Genomic DNA, 20,180 nt, shown 5'->3' with positions numbered 1-20,180 from the left:
ATTCAGACTGTACTCAATACACTTCGTATTGAAAAGGGGTTGTACCTTGATCAGGAAGAGGAGGAGCGCCCGTGGCGACACTGACCCTGCCGGCTGACCGAGTACCCCGCAGACGATCAGAGACCAGGCGACGACTTCTCGAAGCGACCAGCGGACTCCTGGTCGAAGGCGGAGTATCGGCCGTGACCGTCGACGCCGTCACCGGACGAGCTGGCTACACGAGGGGTGCGTTCTATTCCAACTTCGCCTCGCTCGACGAGTTGGTGTTTAGCATTTACGCCGAGCATCAGGCGGATGTCCTCACCCGACTGGCGGCTGCGGTTGGCCGCGTCGTCGCCCGAAAGCCGATGTCGACGAAAGACGCGGTGGAGGATGTGGTCGAGGCGATGACGTTCGATCTGGAATGGCTCCGGATCAGGATCAACTTCGCCTCCGACGCCCAGTACGACTCCACTCTCGCCGGCCAGTTCCTCGAGCACGAACGCGAATTCCTCAGCGCCTTGCAACCGGTTCTCGTAGGAGCACTGGCGCAGCTCGGCCTCGTTCCGACGGTGCCGGCGGATCTATTCACCCGAGCCGTCGTGGCAGCTCACAACGGGGCGCTGGCCAACAGCGTCCCCGACCCTGACCCGTCACAGCTGCGCCGGCTCGTATGCAGCGCAGTCATCCTCTCCCTCACGCAGGAGATCCCTCAGCGCGAGCCGCAACGCTCGTAGCCTTTGAGGCGCATCACAGGTCAAGTCGGGCGAACGGGATGCCGCGCACGACGCGTCGCCATGGATGCTCGCCCAGCGACCACAGCATCCGCTCTTCCGGGTCTAGGGCGAGATCCTCGCAGCCGATTGGCAGCGGTACGTCACTGCGTTGCGGCTGTGCGCCGTCTCCGTCCCACAGTGCACCGGGCTTCAGGCCGCGCGACTGCGAGATGAACCGCCGCGCACCCCACTGCACTGCGCCCTGCATGCATGGAATCTGCGGAGAGCTTTCGTCGATTGGCGTGAAGGAGCCGTCGACGTCGTCCGGAATCGTGAACTCGCCGATGCGTCCGAGCGTGTCGCCGCGGTATTCGCCGATGAGCACGCGAGGAAGCGAAGTGCCGTCGGTGTCGAACACTCGACCCAGAAACGAACACCGCAGGGGCACAGAATGCACGTGGGTTCGGACCGCGGCCAACGCCACCGCGCCGAACCCTCGTCGTCGTGCTCCCACCACTCGCCGCGCTGCCGCTCCCCTCGGCTTGTGGGTGTCGCTGAGATCGAACTCCCATATCCCCTGCCCGGTGGCGGCGACGAACAGCCGATCACCGAACCAGGCGAGGCCACCGGCATGGATTTTCGCGGGCAGGAGTTCGCCGTCATCACCCTCGATCGTGAGGGCCACATCGAGGTGCCGCGAGCGCTCCAAGTCGATGAATGTCACTCGCGATGCGAGATGCTGACCCGTCTTGTCTTTGCGGAACCAGCTCACGGCGAGGGTTCGCCGCCCCTGCCAGGTGCCGAAGTCGATGCCCTGCGGGTACCACTTCGTCGTGTACGAGCGGGCAGTGAGCCACTTCAACTCGACTACGCCGCGGCGTCGGTGGCGCATCGGGCGCCACATTGATCCGAAGAGTCCGAACATTCGAGTCAGATCCAGCCGCGCTCTTCCGCCACCAGCACCGCCTGCTGGCGAGTGGCGACGTGGAGCTTTGCGAGCACTGCCGAGATGTGATTGCGCACGGTTCCAGGCGCGAGTAGCAGTGAGCGCGCGATCTGTCCGGTCGTCTCACCGCGTCGTCCCGCGCGCAGCACATCGAGCTCACGATCGGTCAGAGGGCTCCTTTCGTCGCTCAGCGCGTCGGCGGCGACCTCTGGATCGACATAGCGCCCGCCCGCAGCAACCCGACGGATCACCTCGGCCACCTCGTTCGCGCCGCGAGACTTCGGCAGGAAGCCGGCGACTCCGGATGCCAGCGCTCGCCGCAGTACGCCGGGACGCGCATGCCGCGTCACCACTACACAGCGCGTCGCCGGCAGCGTGCGGCGCAACCGTTCGGCGACCTCGACACCGTCGAGTCCCGGCATATCCAGATCGAGCAGGCAGATGTCGGGCTGCAGCTTCTCGGCCATGACGACCGCCTGATCGCCGTCAGCACACTCTGCGACCACGTCGATGTCATCCTCGAGCCGCAGCAGCGCCGCCAGGGCGGAGCGGATCATCGCCTCATCATCGGCAATCAGCACGCGGATCATCGCTGCTCCCCCGGATCGGTCACATCGGCCACTACGGGCACGGTCACGACGACCGTGAACTCGTTCTTGCCACGCTGCACTTCGACGGATCCGCCGAACTCTGCGGCGCGACGGCCGATACCGTCCAGCCCGGATCCATCGTCGCTCGCGGAGGTGTCGGATGGCGCGTCGTTCGAGATCTCGTAGCGCCAGGACTCCGCCTGCCGAGTCAGAGACAACCGCGCCCACTTCCCGCCGCCGTGGCGGAGGACATTGGTCGTTGTCTCACGGATGACGGGCCCCAGAACGGATGCCGGCGCGCGATCTGCATCAGCATCCACGCGCGCTTCCGCTGCCGTACCCGCCGCCTGCAGCAGATCGACGGCGTTGGCGATCTCGTCTCGCAGCGGCACTGAGCGGAATCGCAGCGCGAGGTCGCGTGTGCCCTGCTGGGCTTCGGCCACACTGGTTCGCGCCGCGCGCAGCTGCTCCAGTGCGGCGTCTGCGTCTTTCGTCAGCAGGCGCTCCGCCAGTTCGAGCTGGAGCGCGACCACCTGCAGGTGGTGACCCTGGAGGTCGTGCACGTCAGTCGCCACCCGCAGACGTTCCTGGGTTGCGGCGAGGCGACTCTCAGAGGCTCGTGCCCGGTCGAGCCGCACCAGTACGTCCCACCACCACAGCGAAGCGACGGTCATCGCCGGAAGGATGACGGAGAACAAGATGAGTGTCCCCAAGGCCGTCGTCGCGGCCCCGCCGTCTGTCGCATTCGTGTCGATCACGGCGAGTGCGACGAGCAGGCCAGTGGCGGCGAGCAATGCCCGAACCCGAACGCCTGACTGCCAGTTGAGAAGCATGAGCGACTGCAGCAGCGGTAAAGCGCCGACGATCCATAATCCGCAGACCGCGCCGGCCGTCACTCCATATGCCACGGACAGCAAAAGTGGCAGTAGCTGCCTGCGCCACCGCACCAGCGGTGCGGAGTCCGTCCGATGCCGGTAATCGATCAGCAGCGCCACCGTTGCTGCAACCCACGCCAGACCGCCGAGGCCGACTCCAGCGATCGCGACGGGCGATTGGGCTGGGGAGGAGGCGACGACGACGAGCGTGGCAAGCACGACTCCCAGTTCGAAGAAGAGAAGGGCCGCGACCGTGTACCACCAGGTGGCCGATACACCGCGTGCAAGCCGCAATGAGCTGCGCTCTGCCACAGCCGATGAACCGGCTGGCGCCGGGTTGGACCTAGTGCTCATGGTTCAACACTACGGCCGTGACACTTGTCACCCGTCAGTCGTGCAGAGCGCCCGGCTAGAGGTGACAGAACGGCACTTCCCGCAATCGATGCAAAGCGATGGACTGGTTTCACACCAACCCCCGGTGCGAAACGACAGGAGCAATCATGAACCTCATCGAGATCTTCCAGAACCTGATCGGCCAGGTGCCAGAGTTCCTTCAGCCAGTCATCGTCGCTGCAGCCGGCGCGATCCCCTTCATCGAGGGTGAAGGCGCCGTGAGCATCGGCATCCTGGGCGGCATTCACCCGGTCATCGCCGCGATCGCGGCGATCGCCGGAAACTTCCTCACCGTCGCTCTGCTCGTGCTGCTCAGCTCTGGTGCACGCACCGCAGTGGTCAATCGTCGCCGTGCCAGCGTGCTCGCCGGATCCGGCGGCACCGTCGATCTGGATGCCGCAGCAGACAGCCTTCCGATCGAAGACGACAATTCGCGCAAGGCCGCACGTCGCCAGAAGTTCCTGCGGGCGCTGGAGCGCTACGGGGTTCCCGGTGTGAGCCTGCTCGGCCCGCTGCTGCTGCCGACCCAGTTCACGGCGACCATGCTCGCCGCCGTCGGCGTCGGCAAGGTGCGCATCCTCATCTGGCAGGCCATTGCGATCATCGGCTGGACAACCGTGTTCGCGGTGATCATCAGCGGCGTCGTCCAGGCTGTGAGCTGAGCATCATCCGGCCAGCATCGCTGGGCAGCGCCGCATCGATGGCGCTGCCCAGTCGAACTACTTCTTGAAGGCGTCTTCTACTTATTGAAGGCGTCTTCTACTTATTGAAGGCGTCTTTGACGTTGTCGCCGGCCTTCTTGATGTCGGCCTTGGCCTGGTCAGCCTTGCCCTCCGCTTCGAGCTTCTCGTTGTCGGTGAGCTTGCCAGCGGCTTCCTTCATGTGACCGGCCATGTCTTCAGCGGTGTGCTTCGCCTTGTCTCCAACACCCATTGATCCGTTCCTTTCGTCGGGGATCATCGTCGGGGATCAGATGATCCATATGGTCGACTGTCACACGGATATCGAGATAGGCCGACGGGGTTGACGCGCGGTGGCGGGGAGGGTACCGGAACTGCGCCTACGTCGTCGGCGTGGGCTTGCGGTAAGCCTCACGCATGTGATCGCTCGTGAGGAAGTCGGCAATGCCGATCATGACCAGGCTGAAAATTATCTGCTCGGTGACCATCCACGCCGGATACAGTCCGGGAATCGCCGCCATCACCAGTGTGATCACGGGGAAGATCTGCGCGAACAGGCGAAGACGCTGATATCCCCACCGCCAGCCGAGCTTGGCACGCCAGGCAAAGTAGAACAGCGTCACGGTCATGCCAAGCACCACGACCGTGCGCATCCAGACGGCGAAGCCCACTGATGCACCATTGGTCGCCAACAGCACTGCCACGACGAAGGCGCCGACGCCGATCACGAGCTCGACGACGAGCAGCCACATGATCCAGCTGAACGCACGCACGGTTTTCGGGTGGGTGCGTGCATCTTCTGAGATCACGATTCCGGCCCCGCGGCCGCCAGCGAGCCGATCAACGCGCAGGAGAAACGATTCGAGCGACATACTCGGAGCATATTGCGCTGTCCGCTCCCGGGCGAGGTCGCTGTCTCCACCTTTTGAGCGATGTCGGTTTGCGGACTGGTTAGTGAGCTTGAGGCATGACAACTACTCGCGTGCGCTTCTCCGACCGGCTCACTTCACGGCGGGGCGCATGGATCTCACTGGGCGTCGTGCTGATCGTGTTCACCGCGCTGTTCGGTCTGTTTTCCCGGATCGATGCCCCATCCGGGAACGAATCGGCGCCCGCTGACTCGGAATCCTCCCGCGTGAGCGCGCTGCTGGACGAGTTTCCGAACGCTGATGAGCAGTCGGTTCTGGTGGTCGCTTCGCGAACGGATGCTGCGGTCCTGACCGATTCCGACATTCAGGCGCTGGAGAAGGTCGTTCCCGTACTCAATGAGCACACCGGACTGACATCGTCCGGCCCGAGCGTGAGCGATGACGGAGCGGCGGCGGTGATCGTCACTCCGATCACTGTCGGCGCCGACAATGCTGAGACGGCCCACATCGTCAAAGACTTGCGCGAATCGCTCGAGGGCGTCGCACCAGACGGAATCACTCTGCAGGTCACCGGCGGCCCAGCCTTCGGCGCCGACATCACTTCGGCCTTCGATGGCGCCGACTTCACGCTGCTGGCGGTGACGATCATCATCGTCGCACTTCTGCTGATCATCACCTACCGCTCCCCCATCCTCTGGCTCCTCCCGCTTACCGTGGTCGCGTTCGCCGATCAGCTCGCCGGGAAGGTCACCGGCGCCGTTGGTGCGCTGCTCGATCTGCAGTTCGATGCCGGCATCATCAGCGTGCTCGTGTTCGGTGCCGGTACCAACTACGCGCTGCTGCTGATCTCGCGGTACCGGGAAGAGCTTGCCGTGCACGAGGATCATCGCCAGGCGCTGAGCGAGGCCTGGCGTAAGACAGTGCCAGCGATCGTGGCATCCAACATCACCGTCGTTCTGGCGTTGTTGACGCTCGCACTCGCGGTGATCCCCGGCACGCGCGGGCTCGGTGTGTCGTCTGCCGTTGGTCTGCTGATCGCGCTCGCCGCGGTGCTGTTTGCGCTGCCTCCGCTGCTAGCGCTGTGCGGGCGTAAGGTGTTCTGGCCCTTCATGCCGAACGCGGGTGCTGGTGCCACGCGCGAAACGGTCTGGCACCGCATCGCGACGCGCGTGATGCGGCGGCCGGTGGTGAGTCTGGTGAGTGGCCTCGCCCTGCTGGCCATCATGGCCACCGGACTCCTCGGAACATCGGTCGGTCTCAATCAGGTCGAGAAGTTTCGAGGGGAATCCGAATCAGCGGCCGGGCTCGAGGTGCTCGCTGACCATTTCCCGCCCGGAGAGTCGCAGCCGATCTTCGTCGTCGCCGACAGCTCATACGCAGACGAGGTGGTGGGTGCGATGGCCGATGTCGACGGCGTGCTGCGCGCGCATCCGATCGGTGAGACCGACGACGGCACACTCACACAGATCATGGTCACCGGTGAGTTTGCACCGGGTACTGCCGAGAGTCTTGATCTCGTGACCGAGCTGCGGACGGTGGCCCACGGCGTGCCGGATGCCGACGCTTTGGTGGGCGGTGCGATCGCGACAGACCTGGATGCCAGGGCAGGAAACGAGCGGGATCTTCTCCTCATCGCGCCGCTGGTGCTTGCCGTGAGTTTCATCGTGCTTCTCGTCCTGCTGCGATCTCTGGTCGCACCCTTGGTGCTGCTGTTGGTCAATCTGATCAGCGCCGTCGCAGCGATCGGCGCTGGCGCCTGGCTGAGCAGGGTGCTGTTCGATCAGCCAGCGCTCGACCTGCAGGTGCCACTGCTGGCATTCCTCTTCCTTGTCGCGCTCGGGATCGATTACACGATCTTCCTCGTGCATCGTGCCCGCGTTGAAGCCGAGACCCACGGCACGCGTGGAGGCATGGTGCAGGCCGTCGCGCACACCGGCGCCGTCATCACCAGTGCAGGGATCGTGCTCGCAGCAGTCTTCGCGGCGCTCGGAGTACTGCCCCTGGTCACGCTCGGGCAGCTGGGCCTGATCGTCGGGGTCGGAGTGGTGGTCGACACACTGGTCGTGCGCGCCGTGGTCGTGCCAGCGCTGTTCGGGCTGCTGGGTGAGCGCATTTGGTGGCCGCGCAGGTGATCCCGCAGTTTCGGGAGAGATGAGGCGCCGGATCAAGATCCGTGCTGTGCGTCCCATCTCTTCCCGAAACCTGCGATCCCTGCGGGATCATTCCCCAACCTCGACCGAACTCAACTCCCCGAGAACTTCGTGGACGAGTCGCACATCCTCCCCGAATGTGAAGGTGCATGCGTACGGGGTGTGATCGTCACCGTCGCCCCAGACGACGGTAAGGCTGTCCCCAGAGTCTGACGATCCACGCATGCTATTGGGCCCCTCAAATGGGCCAGTCCCCAATGGTCTACTCGGGGGGCCGCTATCGGGTTATCTTCCCACGTTTTTTCGAATTTGTCCCCCAAATGGGGGACAAGAATTACCTTTTGCATATAGGGTGTTTTCTGACGCACCCTCCGGTCGTCTTTGGCCCTCATCGCTCCCCCCGCGGTGAGGGCCGTCCTCTTTTCTGCGGGCGTGCGACTCGACAGCAGCGGCAATCGTTGGCGCGATTCCACGAAGTATCGCTCGTGCAACATTTGGATTACCTTCTCGCCCGGGCTGTTCCACGCGGTGGCTGCCCCGATAATGTGGGCATCGTCGGGGCATCCGGCCTCGACGACATCCAGCAGAACGGCAGTACATGAGTACCCAAGGCACGGTTAAGTGGTTCAACTCGGAGAAGGGCTTCGGCTTTATCTCCCCCGATGACGGCGGCGCTGACGTCTTCGCGCACTATTCCGCCATTGAAGCAAGCGGCTACCGCTCACTCGACGAGAACCAGCGCGTCGAGTTCGAGGTGGCGCAGGGCCCCAAGGGCCTGCAAGCCGAGAACATTCACCCCATCTAAGGGCGATAACACCGCACTCCCCGCTCCGGCGCGCGTCACCTCGTGCGCCGGCGGGGAGTGTTGTGTTTTCTACGGGAGCAGCAGCGCCTGCAAAGCCTTCGCGTCACCGGCGCGGAACGCGGCCGGTTCGCCCTCGGACGAATCACCGAATCCCCATTCGGCGAAGATGACGGGGATGCCGAACTCGACGGCACCCTCGACATCGTGATGACGATCGCCGATGAGCACCGGATTCGACGTGTCGACGCCCGCAGCCTGCAGGCGTTCGAGTGCCCAGCCGACGACGTCGGATTTGCTGTCGCTGCGTCCGATGGTGCCACTACGTGCGCCAGAGATCGCCGTGAAAAGGTCCGCCAGGTCATTGTGTTCGAGGATCGCCCGCACCTGGTTCTCGGGCTTTGTGCTCGCGGTCGCCTGGGGGATGCCGGCCGCCGCGACGGCGCGGATCACATCAGGGACACCGGGGTAGATGTCGACCGAGTCTGCGTATCCATCACGTGCGGCGAGTTCGCGGTAGCGATGGAGCGCGTCATCGGCCTGCTCTGGGCTCAGACCCGCCAGGATCTGGAAAGACTCGTACATCGGCGGACCGACCCAGCGTGACAGCGCAGTGGGATCCGGTGCCGGTAGGTCGAAGGATGCGAGCACCTCGAGGAGACGAGGGAAGATACCGGGCGTGGCGTCGGCGATGGTGCCGTCGACATCCCACAGCACGCAGGAGTAAGGGGAGTGGGGCATGCTTCCAGCCTAGGCGCGGCTGGTCGGTGAGCCCGCCCGCGGTCCTGCCCACTTTTTCTGCACCGATTTGATCTCACGGCGGTTATCCACGGAACGTGTCTTCAGCGCCGATGGCTGTCGAATCCTCGTGACAATCTGAACAACCAGGGAGACAATGGAGGTGTGTTCGTGTCAATGGATGTGGTGACGATGCTCGCGAGTCTCGCGACGATTCTCGTCGCACTCTTCGGCGGGTTCGCGTGGATGATTCGCCGAATGGACGCCGGATTCGCCACTCAGGAGGTGCGGGTGGATGCACGATTCGACCGCGTCGAGGACCGACTGGGCCGTGTCGAGCAGGAGCTGACAGAGGTGAAGATAGCGATCGCGCGCCTGGAGGGTCCCGCGCCGCGCCTCGTCACGACTCGCTGACCGCGCTCAGAACAGGCGCGGTACTCCGGACTCGATGCCCTTCATCTCGTCGTAGTCGAGCACGAGGCAGCGGATGCCTCGGTCCTCGGCCAGCACGCGCGCCTGTGGCTTGATCTCTTGGGCGGCGAAGACGCCCTGCACTGGGGCCAGGTGCGGATCGCGCCCGAGGAGTTCGAGGTAACGGGTGAGCTGCTCGACACCGTCGATATCGCCGCGCCGCTTGATCTCCACCGCGATGGCTGCGCCGTTGGCATCCCGCACCATCAGGTCGACCGGACCGATCGCCGTCGGAAACTCGCGACGCACCAGCGTCGCACCCTCGCTGATCAGTTCGACCTGCTCGGCGAGCAACCTCTGAAGGTCGGCTTCGACGCCATCCTTCTGCAGCCCGGGGTCGATACCGAGTTCATGAGCGGAGTCGTGCAGCACCTCGTAAATCTGAACGCGCAGCGCATCGCCGGTCTTCTTGTGCGTCACGCGCCACACCTCGATGACGCCGGCGCTGCTTTCTCCCTCGCCCGGTTCCTCGGTGGTGAGGGTGCAGGGAGGGCTCATCCAGTTCAGCGGCTTGTAGCTGCCGCCATCGGAGTGCACAAGCAGGCTGCCGTCGCCCTTGTGCACGAGCAGACGCGTGGCGAGGGGGAGGTGGGCGTTGAGCCGCCCGGTGTAATCCACGGAGCAGCGGGCAATGACGAGACGCACCCGAAGAGCCTAACCGGCGTTCGACTTCTTCTGCGCCGTTTCCTTCAATGGGCGGGCGGCGCCCGAGAACAGCCCGGATGCCACAACAAGCACAACCAGGATGAACAGCGTGTTCAGCAGTCCGATGTGTTCGCTGATCAGCCCCAGAATCGGTGGACCGCCGAGGAACGCGACGTAGCCGATCGTCGCGGCGGCACTCACACGTGCGGCCGCCTTTTCCGGTTCATCCGCTGCCGCTGACATGCCGAGGGGGAATCCGAGCGAGGCGCCGATGCCCCAGAGTGCCGTACCCACGAAGACGAGGGGGAGGGACGGCGCGAGGATGAACAGCAGGATGCCGCCCGCGGCTGTAATCGCGAGAAAGCGAAGCACGACTACGCGGCCGAATGTATCGACCAGAGGGCCGCCGAAGATCCGCACAGCCGTCATGCACACCGAGAAGACAGTGAGTGCCGCGGCGCCCATCGCCGTGCCGCCGCCGTGATCTTCGGCCGTGCCGAGCGCGAGCCAGTCGTTCGCGCCGCCCTCAGCGAAGGCCATGCCGAGCATCACGACGCCGAGCGCGTAGGTGCGAGGCTCGCGCCAGGCAGACATCGCCACGTGCATCCGATCGCGCCAGTGCGGCTTCTCCCCTGGCTCCGCGGGGTCGAGGGTGGCCTCACGGTTCGGCACGTTAGCGATGCAGACGAATGCACTGGCGAAGATGATCGCAGCGACGACGATTGTGTGCGTGGCGACGCCGATGTGCCAGGTCGTTGCCGCCCATCCGGCACCAGCGCCGATGACGGTGCCGAAGCTGAAGAACGCATGGAACAGCGGCAGGATCGTCTTACCAGCCTCCTGCTCGATGGCCGTGGCTTCGACGTTCATCATGACGTCGAGGCATCCATTACCGAACCCGAACAGGGCGAGACCGATGATGACGACCGGGAACGACGCGAGCACGGTCGTGCCGATCCCGATCAGGACGAGGCCGACCGAGAGCGTGATCATCAGCGCCAGCATCCCTCGGCGCGCGCCGGTGCGTGCCATGACGGCGGGGCTCGTCGAGATCCCGAGGATCGAGGCGATCCCCATGCCCAGCAACAGCAAGCCGATCTGAGCGTTGTCGATGTTGAGCGCGAGCTTGATGTCGGGTACGCGCGAGGCCCACGTGGCGATCGAGACGCCGCTGGCGAGGAAGATCGCGAAGATTGCGTTGCGCCAGCGCAGGTACTGCGAGCGGGTGAGGGCGAAGTCCATTCACAGAGCGTATCGAATCGATTCGATCTGCGGCAACAGAATCGGGTTATCCTCGGAAGATGACCGCCGCTTCCGCGCCTCGCCGCGCGACCATCGCAGATGTGGCACGCGAGGCGGGTGTGTCGACCTCAACGGCCTCGGTCGTGTTCAGCGGAAAGACGAAGGTCTCAGATGTTACTCGGGAGCGGGTGCTTGCCGCAGCGGCTGAGCTGGGCTATGCCGGTCCTGACCCGCGGGCCGCGTCGCTGCGCACCGGGCGCAGCGGCATCGTCGCTGTCGTGCTCGAGGGCCAGCTGCGTGCAGCCTTCCTCGACCCGGTTGCCATCGCGATGATGGATGGGCTCACCGACGGTCTTGCATCGCTCGGAGCAGGTGTGCTGCTGCTGCGTGACGATCCGGAAGATGATGAGAGTTCGGCGCTGGCGACCGCACCGGTGGATGCTGTCGTGTTGATTGGATGCTCCGGGCGAACTCGTGCGTCGCTGGATCTCGTGCGGAGCCGAGGGCTGCCGGTTGTCGTGATCGAAGGTGATGCGGGGGAGGGGATCCCACGCATCACGCTGGACAACCGTGAGGCGACCGCTGAACTCGCCCGGTATATGCAGAGCCTCGGGCACGAACGAGTCGCGACCGTGACGCTGCCGCTCGACAGCGATCGCGTGCGCGGGCCGATCAGCTCGGATCAGTGGGAGCGTGCAACCGTCGACGTCACACTGGACCGCTATGCCGGTGTGCGGGACGTCTTTCCCGACGTGCGGGCACTCTCGGCCGGCGGCAGCTCGATCGACGAAGGTGTGATCGCCGGGCGTGCGCTGCTCGCCGACCCCGACACCCGACCGACCGCGGTGCTCGCACAGAGCGATCTGCTTGCGGCCGGTGTGATTCGCGCGGCGGAAGAACTGGGGCTGCGCGTGCCGGCGGATCTGAGCGTGGCAGGGTTCGACGGCATCCGTGTCGACGGCATCGGCGCCCATGTTCTGACCACGATGGTGCAGCCGGCCGTCGAGAAGGGGCGTGCGGCGGGGGAGCAGGTCGCGCGGATGCTCCGGGGCGAGGCCGCGTCATCACTGCACTACACCTCTCGCTTCCGGGCCGGCACGACCACAGCGGCTCCGACTTGAGGGTCAGGAGCGCGGCGGGCCCAGCGGCAGCGCGTCCGGCGTGAAGTCGTAGATCGTGTACTGACCGCAGTCGATCACATCGTTCGGCAGCGCGTTCGTGCCCAGCTCCCAGTCAACGCTCTGCGCATCCTCGATCAGGAAGGTCACCTCGCCCACCTCGAAGTCCGTGCGATTGACGAGCCACGCGTAGGCGTTCAGTTGATGGTCGACCTGCACGAGCTGCGAGGGATCATCGAGGTGCAGCTTCGGAAGCCGCACGGTCCAGAACTGTCCGGCACCGGTCTGCCCTGACGCGCTCACCCAGTCATTCACACAGACCAGATCGTCGTTCGGATGCTGTGCCGCAACTGCCAGGCGCGGAACGCTGAGCGCACCACCGAGGAGGATCACGGTGCCGAGGACCGCGGTGATCACGGTCGCCGTGCGCCGCGGCATCCGCACTGCTCTCGGTGAAGCGACCAATCCGAGTATCGGCGCGAAGGCCACCGGCCCCAGGTAGCGAGCGGCGTGGGTGCCGAGCGCCATCGCCCCGACCGCCACGAGTACCGGAAGAAGCCAAGCGGAGGCGGCGACGAGGCGGGAGCCGGCGCTCTGGGCGCGCAGCGTCCCTCGTATCGCGAACATCAGCAGCGCCAGCAGCAAGAGCGTGCCGATCACGCCGAGTGGGGTGGACAGGCGCTCTGCGAGCAGGTTGCCGTAGTACTGCACAGACTCGGGCCAGAGCGCCGGCTGGGCGTACTCAGCGCCGCTTTTGGAGATCCATGCCGAAAGGGGAATGCGACCGAGGAAACCCACGATGCTGCCACCGATGAGCCATCCAAGAAGGGTGAGCGCGCGCTGCCGAGACGCCGCATAGACAGCGGTGATGCCGAGCATGATGCTCAGGGGAACCGTTGCCCACGCGATATAGAGAGGGTTGGAGAGCACCGATGCAGCCGCTAAGACGGCCAGCCATACGGGAAGCACTCGGCTCACGACAGGGCGATCGAAGGCGCGCCGCACGATGCCGACACTCAGCACCACCGCGATCACGGTTGCCGAGTAATAGGTCGTCATAGCCAGCGTTGACGCGAGCTCTAAAGACTCGCGCGAGCTCGTGGTCTCCGTGACGGCGATCAGGCAGAAGGCAGCCACCGCGATGACAGACCAGGCGACAGGGGCGTATCCGCTGCGTCGGCGCCCTGCGGCCAGACGCACGGCACCGTAGAGCGCCACCAGATTCACCACCGCGTTGATGGCCAGCACGGCGTTGACGTCCAGCGAAAGCAGGCGCCCCAGCATCCAAAGCACGCCGAAGATGATGGCTTCGGGCAGAAACAGCACACTCGACATCGCCCAGTCGAAACCCTCACCGTCAGAGATCGACCGCACCAGCATTGCGACGGCCAGCGAATCGCCGTCGCGGAAAATCAACTCCGACCGCGCGGTCGATGCAATCTGCGCCACCGTCGCGGCGGCGATGAGCGTCGCCGCGAGCCAACCGCTGATCTCTCGAGTCCACGTGCGCCGCATCCCACCACTCTTTCATGTCGGCCGAGGGCGGAAGCGCGAAGCCCATGTGGGGACGGCACGCGATCACGCCAGGTAAACTGTGAAAAACCCCCGCCCGCCTGAGCCGCAAGGCCGACGAGCTATTTGAGGAGCCGCCGATGCTAGTGCTCCTCGCTGTGTTCCTTCTCGGGGCTCTCCTTCTTCCCGTGTTGGTCCATTGGCTTGGGGCGCAAGCGTTTGCGATCGCGGCTCTCATTCCTGCTGCGGCATTCGTCCATGCGCTGGTCATGACGCCGCAGGTGCTGGCCGCCGATCCGGCACCGTTCGAGACAATCGAGTGGATCCCGCAGCTGGGGCTGAATCTCTCCATGCACATGGATGTGCTGGGCTGGGTGCTGACACTCATCGTCACCGGGGTCGGTGCCCTCGTGCTGCTCTATTGCCGCTGGTACTTCTTCGACGACTCCACCGACCTCGGTCAGTTCGCCGGAGTTCTGCTCGGGTTCGCCGGCGCCATGTACGGCCTGGTGCTCACCGACGACCTCGTCATGCTCGTGATGTTCTGGGAAGTCACCAGCATCCTCTCCTACCTGCTCATCGGTCACTACCGCCGCCGCGCCGCGAGTCGTCGTGCAGCACTGCAGGCACTGCTGGTGACGACACTCGGCGGACTGGTTATGTTCGTCGGCGTCGTACTGCTGGTGGTCGATACGGGAACATCGAGCATCACCGAGATGCTCGAGCTCGCTCCGACCGGCCCCGTCGTCACCGCCGCGATCGTGATGCTGTTGGTCGGTGCGCTGAGTAAGTCGGCGATTTTCCCGTTCCACTTCTGGCTCCCAGGAGCAATGGCCGCCCCCACGCCGGTCAGCGCATATTTGCATGCCGCGGCCATGGTCAAGGCCGGCATCTATCTCATCGCTCGGTTCGCCCCGATCTTCGCGCTGTCTGATCCATGGCGACCGATCGTCGTTTCACTCGGCGTCTTCACGATGCTGCTCGGCGGGATACAGGCGCTGCGAGAGACTGACCTCAAGCGCATCCTCGCGTTCGGCACGGTGAGCCAGCTCGGCTTCTTCACTGTCGTGGTCGGCTACGGCACCCAGGCGACCGCACTCGCCGGCCTCGCCCTTGTTATCGGTCACGCCCTGTTCAAGTCGGCGCTGTTCCTCATCGTCGGCGTCATCGACCGTCAGCTCTCCACCCGAGATATCAACGAACTCTCCGGCGTCGGTAGACAGGCGCCGGTGATGGCGACGGTCGCCTTCATCTCGGTGGCCTCGATGGCTGGCATCGCGCCGACCATCGGGTTCGTCGCCAAAGAATCGGCGCTGACCGGTCTTCTGAACGATGCATTGGGTGGCTCGGCGTGGGCGCTGGTTGCCCTGATCGGCGTGATTCTGGGATCTATGCTCACCGCGGCATATGGGGTGCGGTTCCTGTGGGGAGCGTTCTGGAAGAAGCGCGACAAGCAGGGCGCGTACGAGCCAGACACTGTTTGGCCCGACCCTCCGGTCGGCTTTCTCTCGGCACCAATCGTCCTTGGCGGGCTCACGCTGGCGGCCGGTATCGGTGCTCCGGCGGTCGACGTCGCGCTGCACGGATACGCCGTCACGGCGGCACCGGGGCTGGATGCCGCAGGCCAGGCGGTCGAGGGGCCTGGCCACCTCGCTCTCTGGCACGGATTCGAACCGGCGCTGGGCATCTCGGTGCTCTCGGTGCTGCTCGGCGTCGGGCTGTTCCTGCTTACCCGCCGCACCGGCTGGGACCGCAAGACGCGGCTATTGAAGTTCACGGCCGCCGACGTGTACGCCCTGATCATGCGCGGCGTCGACCGCCTCTCAGTCGTCACCACGACACTCACCCAGCGAGGCTCGCTGCCTGTTTATGTCGGCACGATCTTCGTGGTGTTCGTCGCCGCTGAGACGACGGCACTCCTCGCCAGCGACTTCGATCGTCTGAATCTGTCGGCCTGGCACACTCCGACGCAGATCGCCGTCGCGCCGATCATGGCGATCGCCGCTGTCGTCGCTGTACGAGCGCGTAAGCGCTATACCGGAGTAGTGCTGGTCTCCGTCACCGGGCTCGGCATGGTTGCGTTGTTCGCGACGAGTGGCGCTCCCGACCTCGCCCTCACCCAGATCCTCGTTGAGACGGTCACTATGGTGACCTTTGCGCTGGTGCTGCGCCGGTTGCCGTCACGCATGGGCGAGCACAACGCCTCGGTGTCTCGCATTCCGCGTGCAGTCCTCGCCATTGGAGTCGGTGTCACGATGGCCTTCATCGCGGTCACCGCGACGCAGGCGCGCATCGCCGACCCAATCTCACTCTCCTTCCCCGAACTTGCGTATGAGCTCGGCCACGGCAAGAACGTCGTCAACGTCGCGCTGGTCGACCTGCGTGGCTGGGACACCATGGGCGAGCTTTCCGTGCTGGTGCTCGCCGCCACAGGCGTGGCATCCCTCGTATTCGTCACCCACCGCGCCGACATGCTCTCCCAACGACCTTCGTTGCCGAAGCGAATCAGACGCAAAGCGCGGATCGCGCCGCTCGTCGAGACGACCGAGGGCATCCGCTTCCAGACTGCCGAGAACCGCAGCAACCCGCGCGCCTGGCTCGTCGGCGGCCAGCAGATGAATCCCGAGAACCGGTCGATTCTGCTGGAAGTGATCGTACGCATCCTGTTCCACACGATCATCGTGGTCTCGATCTATCTATTGTTCGCTGGTCACAACAGCCCTGGTGGTGGCTTCGCGGGTGGCCTGGTCGCCGGCATGGCCCTCGTGATGCGATACATCGCCGGCGGACGATGGGAGCTTGGTGCTGCCGCACCGGCGGATGCCGGTCGCCTGCTGGGTGCCGGACTCATCCTTGCCGTCGGCGCCGCAGTGTTGCCACTGTTCTTCGGCCTTGCCCCGCTGACGAGCTCGTTCTGGGAATGGGAGATTCCAGGTATCGGGCACATGGAGTTCGTCACCTCCACGATTTTCGACATCGGCGTTTACCTCGTCGTCATCGGGCTCGTGCTCGATGTGCTGCGCAGCCTCGGCGCCGAGGTAGACAGGCAGGCGCAGGAAATGCGCGTGCGGGGGGTGAGCGTCTGATGGATGTCTCGCTCACACTCATCCTCGTCATGGCAGTGCTCTTCGCCGCGGGCGTATACGCGATGCTCGAGCGCAGCCTGACGCGCGTGCTGATTGGTTTCCTGCTGCTGGGCAACGCCACAAACTTGCTGCTGCTCATCGTGATGGGCGTGCCAGGCAATGCTCCGTTCTACGGTGAGACTGACGTCAGCGACCCGCTGCCGCAGGCGCTCACGCTTACAGCGATCGTGATCACATTCGCTGTCTCGGCATTCCTGCTGGCATTGATCTATCGCTCCTGGCAGTTGGGTCAGGCCGACACCGTCGAAGACGACGAGGCCGATATCGCACTGCGCGAGCGCACCGACGAAGACGAAGACGTCATGGATGACGAGGACTTCGCCGAAGACGAAGAAGCCACGACCGACTTCGTCAATGTGCGCACGTCTCCGATCACAGTGCTGCAGATGCGCGATCACCCCTCGATTCAGAACGACGCGCCCGTGGACAGGGTGTGGAGCCCGCCGGACACCACCGACGCCGCACCCGAAGATGCAGCATCCGACGAAACATCCGACGAAGAAGGGGAGGATCGCACGTGACCGCGCTCGTTCCTCTTCTGGTCGCACTCCCGCTGCTGGGCGCGGCAATCACCCTCGTGTTCGGGCGCAGTCCGCGCCTCCAGGTGTTCGTCAGCGTTGCGACCCTCGCTGCCGTCGCAGTGATCGCTGCAGTGCTGCTGATCGCGGTCGACGGCGGCTCTCCCCTGGCCGTGTCTGTCGGCGGATGGCCGGTGCCGTTCGGCATCGTGCTCTACGTCGATCGGCTTGCAGCTCTGCTGGTGCTGATCTCGAGCATCGTGCTGCTCGCGGTGCTGTTCTTCTCCATCGGTCAGGGCGCTGCAGACGGCACGGACGAGACACCGATTTCGATCTTCAACCCGTCGTATCTGATCCTCGCCGCTGGCATCTTCAACGCCTTCATCGCGGGTGATCTGTTCAATCTCTACGTCGGCTTCGAGATTCTGCTCGTCGCGTCATATGTGCTGATCACGCTCGGCAGCACCGAGTCGCGCATCCGTACCGGTGCGGTCTACATCGTCGTTTCACTGGTCTCGTCGATCATCTTCCTCGCGGCGATCGCGATGATCTACGGCGCCCTCGGTACCGTGAACATGGCGCAGATCGCCGAGCGGATGGTCGAGCTGCCGCAGGAGACCCAACTCGTGCTGCACCTGATGCTCCTTGTGGCATTCGGTATCAAGGCGGCCATCTTCCCTGTGTCGTTCTGGTTGCCCGACTCCTACCCGACCGCTCCTGCGCCGGTCACGGCCGTCTTCGCCGGCCTGCTGACGAAGGTCGGCGTCTACGCGTTGATCCGCACGGAGACGCAGCTGTTCGCCGAGAACGACATCAACACGCTGCTGCTGATCGTCGCGTTGGCGACGATGATCATCGGCGTACTGGGTGCGGTGGCGCAGGCCGAGCTGAAACGAATTCTCTCATTCACGCTGGTGAGCCACGTCGGATACATGATTTTCGGCCTCGCCATAGCGACGCCTGCGGCCGTCGGCGCGACGGTGTACTACATCGTGCACCACATCGTCGTGCAGACGACTCTGTTCCTTGCCGTCGGCCTCATCGAGCGCAGAGCAGGCAGCACGTCGATTCTGCGTGTGAACGGACTGCTGAAGGCGGCACCGCTGCTCGCGGTGCTGTACTTCGTTCCCGCCATCAACCTCGGTGGTCTGCCACCATTCTCAGGGTTCATCGGCAAGTTCGCGCTGTTCGAGGCCGCGGCATCCGTGGGCACTCCGCTCATGATCGTGTTGATCTTCGGTGGCATCGTGACCTCGCTGCTTACCCTGTACGCGCTGATGCGCGCATGGAATCTCGCGTTCTGGCGCGAGGAGGCGGACTCGACGGAGACCGATGCTGACAACCGCATCTCGTACCTCGACAGCGCTCCCGCAGCTGACGAGCAGAAGGAGCGTCGCCGGATCCCGAGGATCATGACGGTCGCCACCGGCGGCATGGTCGGTGTCACATTGCTGTTGACGATCTTCGCTGGCCCTCTCTACGCATTGTGCGACCGCATTGGCGCATCGCTGCTGCAGCCCGTGAGCCTCGTCCAGCTGGAAGAGGAGGTGGCGCCGTGAGTCCCGATACACGACGCCACGTGTTGCATGACGTGTGGCTGCAGTTGCCGTTCCTCGCCTGGCTCGTGGTGCTGTGGATGCTGCTGTGGAACCAGTTCACGGTACTGTCGCTGGTCAGCGGGCTCGTTGTCGCCGTCTTCGTCACCCGCGTTTTCCGGCTGCCGACCATCGAGCTGTCCGGCCGTATCAACCTCTGGTACGCGGCGCTGTTCCTCGTGCAGTTCCTGTTCGCGGTGTTGATGGGGGCGGTCTCGGTCACGATTCAAGTCTTTAACTTCCGCCGTCAACCAGGGGCGGCGATCATCGGTGTTCCGTTGAAGTACGCGGATGACCTGATCATGACGCACGTCTCGGTCACTTCGTCACTGATCCCTGGTTCGCTCGTGGTCGAGACAGACCGTGATCGACGCATCCTGTACCTGCACATCATCGGCGTCCGCACCCGTGCCGACGCCGACGCGCAGCGTGAAGGCATTCTGCGCTGGGAGAAGAGAATCGTCCGAGCACTGGGCAGTCCGGCGCAGTACCGTGCGCTGAAGGCAGACGAGCGTGCAGGAGGTGCGCGATGAACATCCTGCTGACACTGATCGCGGTGGTATTCGCCCTCGCGGCGATCCTTGCCGTGTTCCGAATCATCCGCGGGCCGTCGATCCTTGACCGCGCTGTGGCATCCGATGTGCTCCTCACCGAGGTCATGTGCGTGCTGGGCGCCGAGATGGCGATCAACGGGCATACCCGCAGTATTCCGGTGCTGCTCATCATCGCCGCCGTCGGCGTGTTCGGCTCGATTTCGGTCGCCCGCTATGTGGCGCGAAGGGACAACACGACATCATGAACGTGCTCGGTCTTGAAATTCCGGATCCCTTCATCGACACTGCGGTGCTGGTGCTGATCCTGCTGGCTGCCGTGTTGTGCCTGTCGGCGTCGGTTGGTCTGCTGCACTTCCGCGACGTGCCCTCCAGACTTCACGCCGCGACCAAGCCGCAGGTGCTCGGTGTCATGCTGGTCTGCCTGGCGGTCGCGCTCTCGCAGCGCTCGGTGGGAGGGATTCTCCTCGGACTCGCACTGGTGGCGCCCGTTGTGATGATGCAGTTCGCGACCGCTCCGCTATCGGCTCACATCGTCGGCCGTCAGGCGTACCGCAACGGCACCACGGAGGAGCGTCGGCTGGTCGTCGATGATCTTGCGGACTCGAAGCAGACCCCGCCCGGCGCGGGCTGAGCCACGGATC

The 20,180-nt window shown here is 64.6% G+C and carries 21 protein-coding genes; 12 read left to right on the top strand and 9 right to left on the bottom strand.

Going from position 1 to position 20,180, the window contains the following annotated elements:
- Window positions 1-71 precede the first annotated feature (71 nt).
- The gene (locus tag AC1C2O_RS12635) at window positions 72-716 is read left to right on the top strand and encodes a TetR/AcrR family transcriptional regulator (RefSeq protein ID WP_495430787.1); all 645 of its coding nucleotides are present in this window, start codon (window positions 72-74) and stop codon (window positions 714-716) included.
- A 13-nt stretch (window positions 717-729) separates the two neighbouring features.
- Here the strand turns inward: AC1C2O_RS12635 and AC1C2O_RS12630 are convergent, their stop codons facing one another.
- Genes AC1C2O_RS12630 through AC1C2O_RS12620 form a run of 3 tightly spaced genes read right to left on the bottom strand, consistent with a single transcriptional unit; the run spans window position 730 to window position 3,460 of the window.
- Window positions 730-1,620: a hypothetical protein gene (locus AC1C2O_RS12630; protein ID WP_495430786.1), complete on the bottom strand. Its 891-nt coding sequence runs from the start codon at window positions 1,618-1,620 to the stop codon at window positions 730-732.
- 5 nt (window positions 1,621-1,625) lie between these two features.
- The gene (locus AC1C2O_RS12625) at window positions 1,626-2,231 is read right to left on the bottom strand and encodes a response regulator (RefSeq protein ID WP_495430785.1); all 606 of its coding nucleotides are present in this window, start codon (window positions 2,229-2,231) and stop codon (window positions 1,626-1,628) included.
- The gene (locus tag AC1C2O_RS12620) at window positions 2,228-3,460 is read right to left on the bottom strand and encodes a sensor histidine kinase (RefSeq protein ID WP_495430784.1); all 1,233 of its coding nucleotides are present in this window, start codon (window positions 3,458-3,460) and stop codon (window positions 2,228-2,230) included. Before AC1C2O_RS12620 ends, AC1C2O_RS12625 begins: the two co-directional genes overlap by 4 nt.
- A 146-nt stretch (window positions 3,461-3,606) precedes the next feature.
- Here AC1C2O_RS12620 and AC1C2O_RS12615 point away from each other — a divergent pair, with 146 nt between their 5' ends.
- A complete protein-coding gene (locus AC1C2O_RS12615; protein WP_495430783.1) occupies window positions 3,607-4,161 on the top strand; it encodes a small multidrug efflux protein in 555 nt (184 codons plus the stop codon).
- Window positions 4,162-4,258: 97 nt separating this feature from the next.
- Here AC1C2O_RS12615 and AC1C2O_RS12610 read toward each other — a convergent pair whose 3' ends face one another.
- Window positions 4,259-4,432, bottom strand: a complete 174-nt coding sequence (locus tag AC1C2O_RS12610; RefSeq protein ID WP_495430782.1) for a CsbD family protein — start codon at window positions 4,430-4,432, stop codon at window positions 4,259-4,261.
- A 127-nt stretch (window positions 4,433-4,559) separates the two neighbouring features.
- Window positions 4,560-5,051, bottom strand: a complete 492-nt coding sequence (locus AC1C2O_RS12605; protein WP_495430781.1) for a hypothetical protein — start codon at window positions 5,049-5,051, stop codon at window positions 4,560-4,562.
- A gap of 95 nt (window positions 5,052-5,146) precedes the next feature.
- Here AC1C2O_RS12605 and AC1C2O_RS12600 point away from each other — a divergent pair, with 95 nt between their 5' ends.
- Both AC1C2O_RS12600 and AC1C2O_RS12595 read left to right on the top strand, forming a co-directional pair.
- Window positions 5,147-7,180, top strand: coding sequence for an MMPL family transporter (locus tag AC1C2O_RS12600; RefSeq protein WP_495430780.1), 2,034 nt, complete (start codon window positions 5,147-5,149; stop codon window positions 7,178-7,180).
- Window positions 7,181-7,796: 616 nt separating this feature from the next.
- Window positions 7,797-8,003 (top strand): cold-shock protein, encoded by a 207-nt coding sequence (locus AC1C2O_RS12595; protein WP_439283423.1) that lies wholly within the window; start codon window positions 7,797-7,799, stop codon window positions 8,001-8,003.
- 69 nt (window positions 8,004-8,072) lie between these two features.
- Here the strand turns inward: AC1C2O_RS12595 and AC1C2O_RS12590 are convergent, their stop codons facing one another.
- Window positions 8,073-8,741, bottom strand: a complete 669-nt coding sequence (locus AC1C2O_RS12590) for an HAD hydrolase-like protein (protein ID WP_495430779.1) — start codon at window positions 8,739-8,741, stop codon at window positions 8,073-8,075.
- 174 nt (window positions 8,742-8,915) lie between these two features.
- On the opposite strand from AC1C2O_RS12590, the gene AC1C2O_RS12585 reads away from it, so the two are divergent.
- Window positions 8,916-9,152, top strand: coding sequence for a response regulator (locus AC1C2O_RS12585; protein ID WP_495431734.1), 237 nt, complete (start codon window positions 8,916-8,918; stop codon window positions 9,150-9,152).
- 6 nt (window positions 9,153-9,158) lie between these two features.
- Here the strand turns inward: AC1C2O_RS12585 and nucS are convergent, their stop codons facing one another.
- Together nucS and AC1C2O_RS12575 are read right to left on the bottom strand one after the other, a co-directional pair.
- Window positions 9,159-9,854: an endonuclease NucS gene (nucS, locus tag AC1C2O_RS12580; RefSeq protein ID WP_495430778.1), complete on the bottom strand. Its 696-nt coding sequence runs from the start codon at window positions 9,852-9,854 to the stop codon at window positions 9,159-9,161.
- 9 nt (window positions 9,855-9,863) lie between these two features.
- Window positions 9,864-11,096: an MFS transporter gene (locus AC1C2O_RS12575; protein WP_495430777.1), complete on the bottom strand. Its 1,233-nt coding sequence runs from the start codon at window positions 11,094-11,096 to the stop codon at window positions 9,864-9,866.
- A gap of 59 nt (window positions 11,097-11,155) precedes the next feature.
- Here AC1C2O_RS12575 and AC1C2O_RS12570 point away from each other — a divergent pair, with 59 nt between their 5' ends.
- Window positions 11,156-12,217, top strand: coding sequence for a LacI family DNA-binding transcriptional regulator (locus tag AC1C2O_RS12570; protein ID WP_495430776.1), 1,062 nt, complete (start codon window positions 11,156-11,158; stop codon window positions 12,215-12,217).
- A gap of 3 nt (window positions 12,218-12,220) precedes the next feature.
- Here the strand turns inward: AC1C2O_RS12570 and AC1C2O_RS12565 are convergent, their stop codons facing one another.
- A complete protein-coding gene (locus AC1C2O_RS12565) occupies window positions 12,221-13,729 on the bottom strand; it encodes a hypothetical protein (RefSeq protein ID WP_495430775.1) in 1,509 nt (502 codons plus the stop codon).
- Between the two features lie 137 nt (window positions 13,730-13,866).
- Between AC1C2O_RS12565 and AC1C2O_RS12560 the strand changes: the two genes are divergently transcribed.
- Genes AC1C2O_RS12560 through mnhG form a run of 6 tightly spaced genes read left to right on the top strand, consistent with a single transcriptional unit; the run spans window position 13,867 to window position 20,170 of the window.
- Window positions 13,867-16,812, top strand: a complete 2,946-nt coding sequence (locus AC1C2O_RS12560; RefSeq protein ID WP_495430774.1) for a Na+/H+ antiporter subunit A — start codon at window positions 13,867-13,869, stop codon at window positions 16,810-16,812.
- Window positions 16,812-17,393 (top strand): Na(+)/H(+) antiporter subunit C, encoded by a 582-nt coding sequence (locus AC1C2O_RS12555; RefSeq protein ID WP_495430773.1) that lies wholly within the window; start codon window positions 16,812-16,814, stop codon window positions 17,391-17,393. Before AC1C2O_RS12560 ends, AC1C2O_RS12555 begins: the two co-directional genes overlap by 1 nt.
- Window positions 17,390-18,949 (top strand): Na+/H+ antiporter subunit D, encoded by a 1,560-nt coding sequence (locus tag AC1C2O_RS12550; RefSeq protein ID WP_495430772.1) that lies wholly within the window; start codon window positions 17,390-17,392, stop codon window positions 18,947-18,949. The genes AC1C2O_RS12555 and AC1C2O_RS12550 overlap by 4 nt, the downstream gene beginning before the upstream one ends.
- On the top strand, window positions 18,946-19,518 hold the full coding sequence (locus AC1C2O_RS12545; RefSeq protein ID WP_495430771.1) for a Na+/H+ antiporter subunit E: 573 nt from the start codon (window positions 18,946-18,948) through the stop codon (window positions 19,516-19,518). The genes AC1C2O_RS12550 and AC1C2O_RS12545 overlap by 4 nt, the downstream gene beginning before the upstream one ends.
- The gene (locus AC1C2O_RS12540) at window positions 19,515-19,784 is read left to right on the top strand and encodes an MrpF/PhaF family protein (RefSeq protein ID WP_495430770.1); all 270 of its coding nucleotides are present in this window, start codon (window positions 19,515-19,517) and stop codon (window positions 19,782-19,784) included. Before AC1C2O_RS12545 ends, AC1C2O_RS12540 begins: the two co-directional genes overlap by 4 nt.
- A complete protein-coding gene (gene mnhG / locus AC1C2O_RS12535) occupies window positions 19,781-20,170 on the top strand; it encodes a monovalent cation/H(+) antiporter subunit G (RefSeq protein ID WP_495430769.1) in 390 nt (129 codons plus the stop codon). The genes AC1C2O_RS12540 and mnhG overlap by 4 nt, the downstream gene beginning before the upstream one ends.
- Window positions 20,171-20,180: the final 10 nt, after the last annotated feature.

The sequence above is a fragment of the Microbacterium sp. Y355 genome (assembly GCF_059445345.1).
The sequence above is the reverse complement of the archived record's forward strand: the minus strand, read 5'-3'. Positions and strand labels throughout refer to the sequence as shown.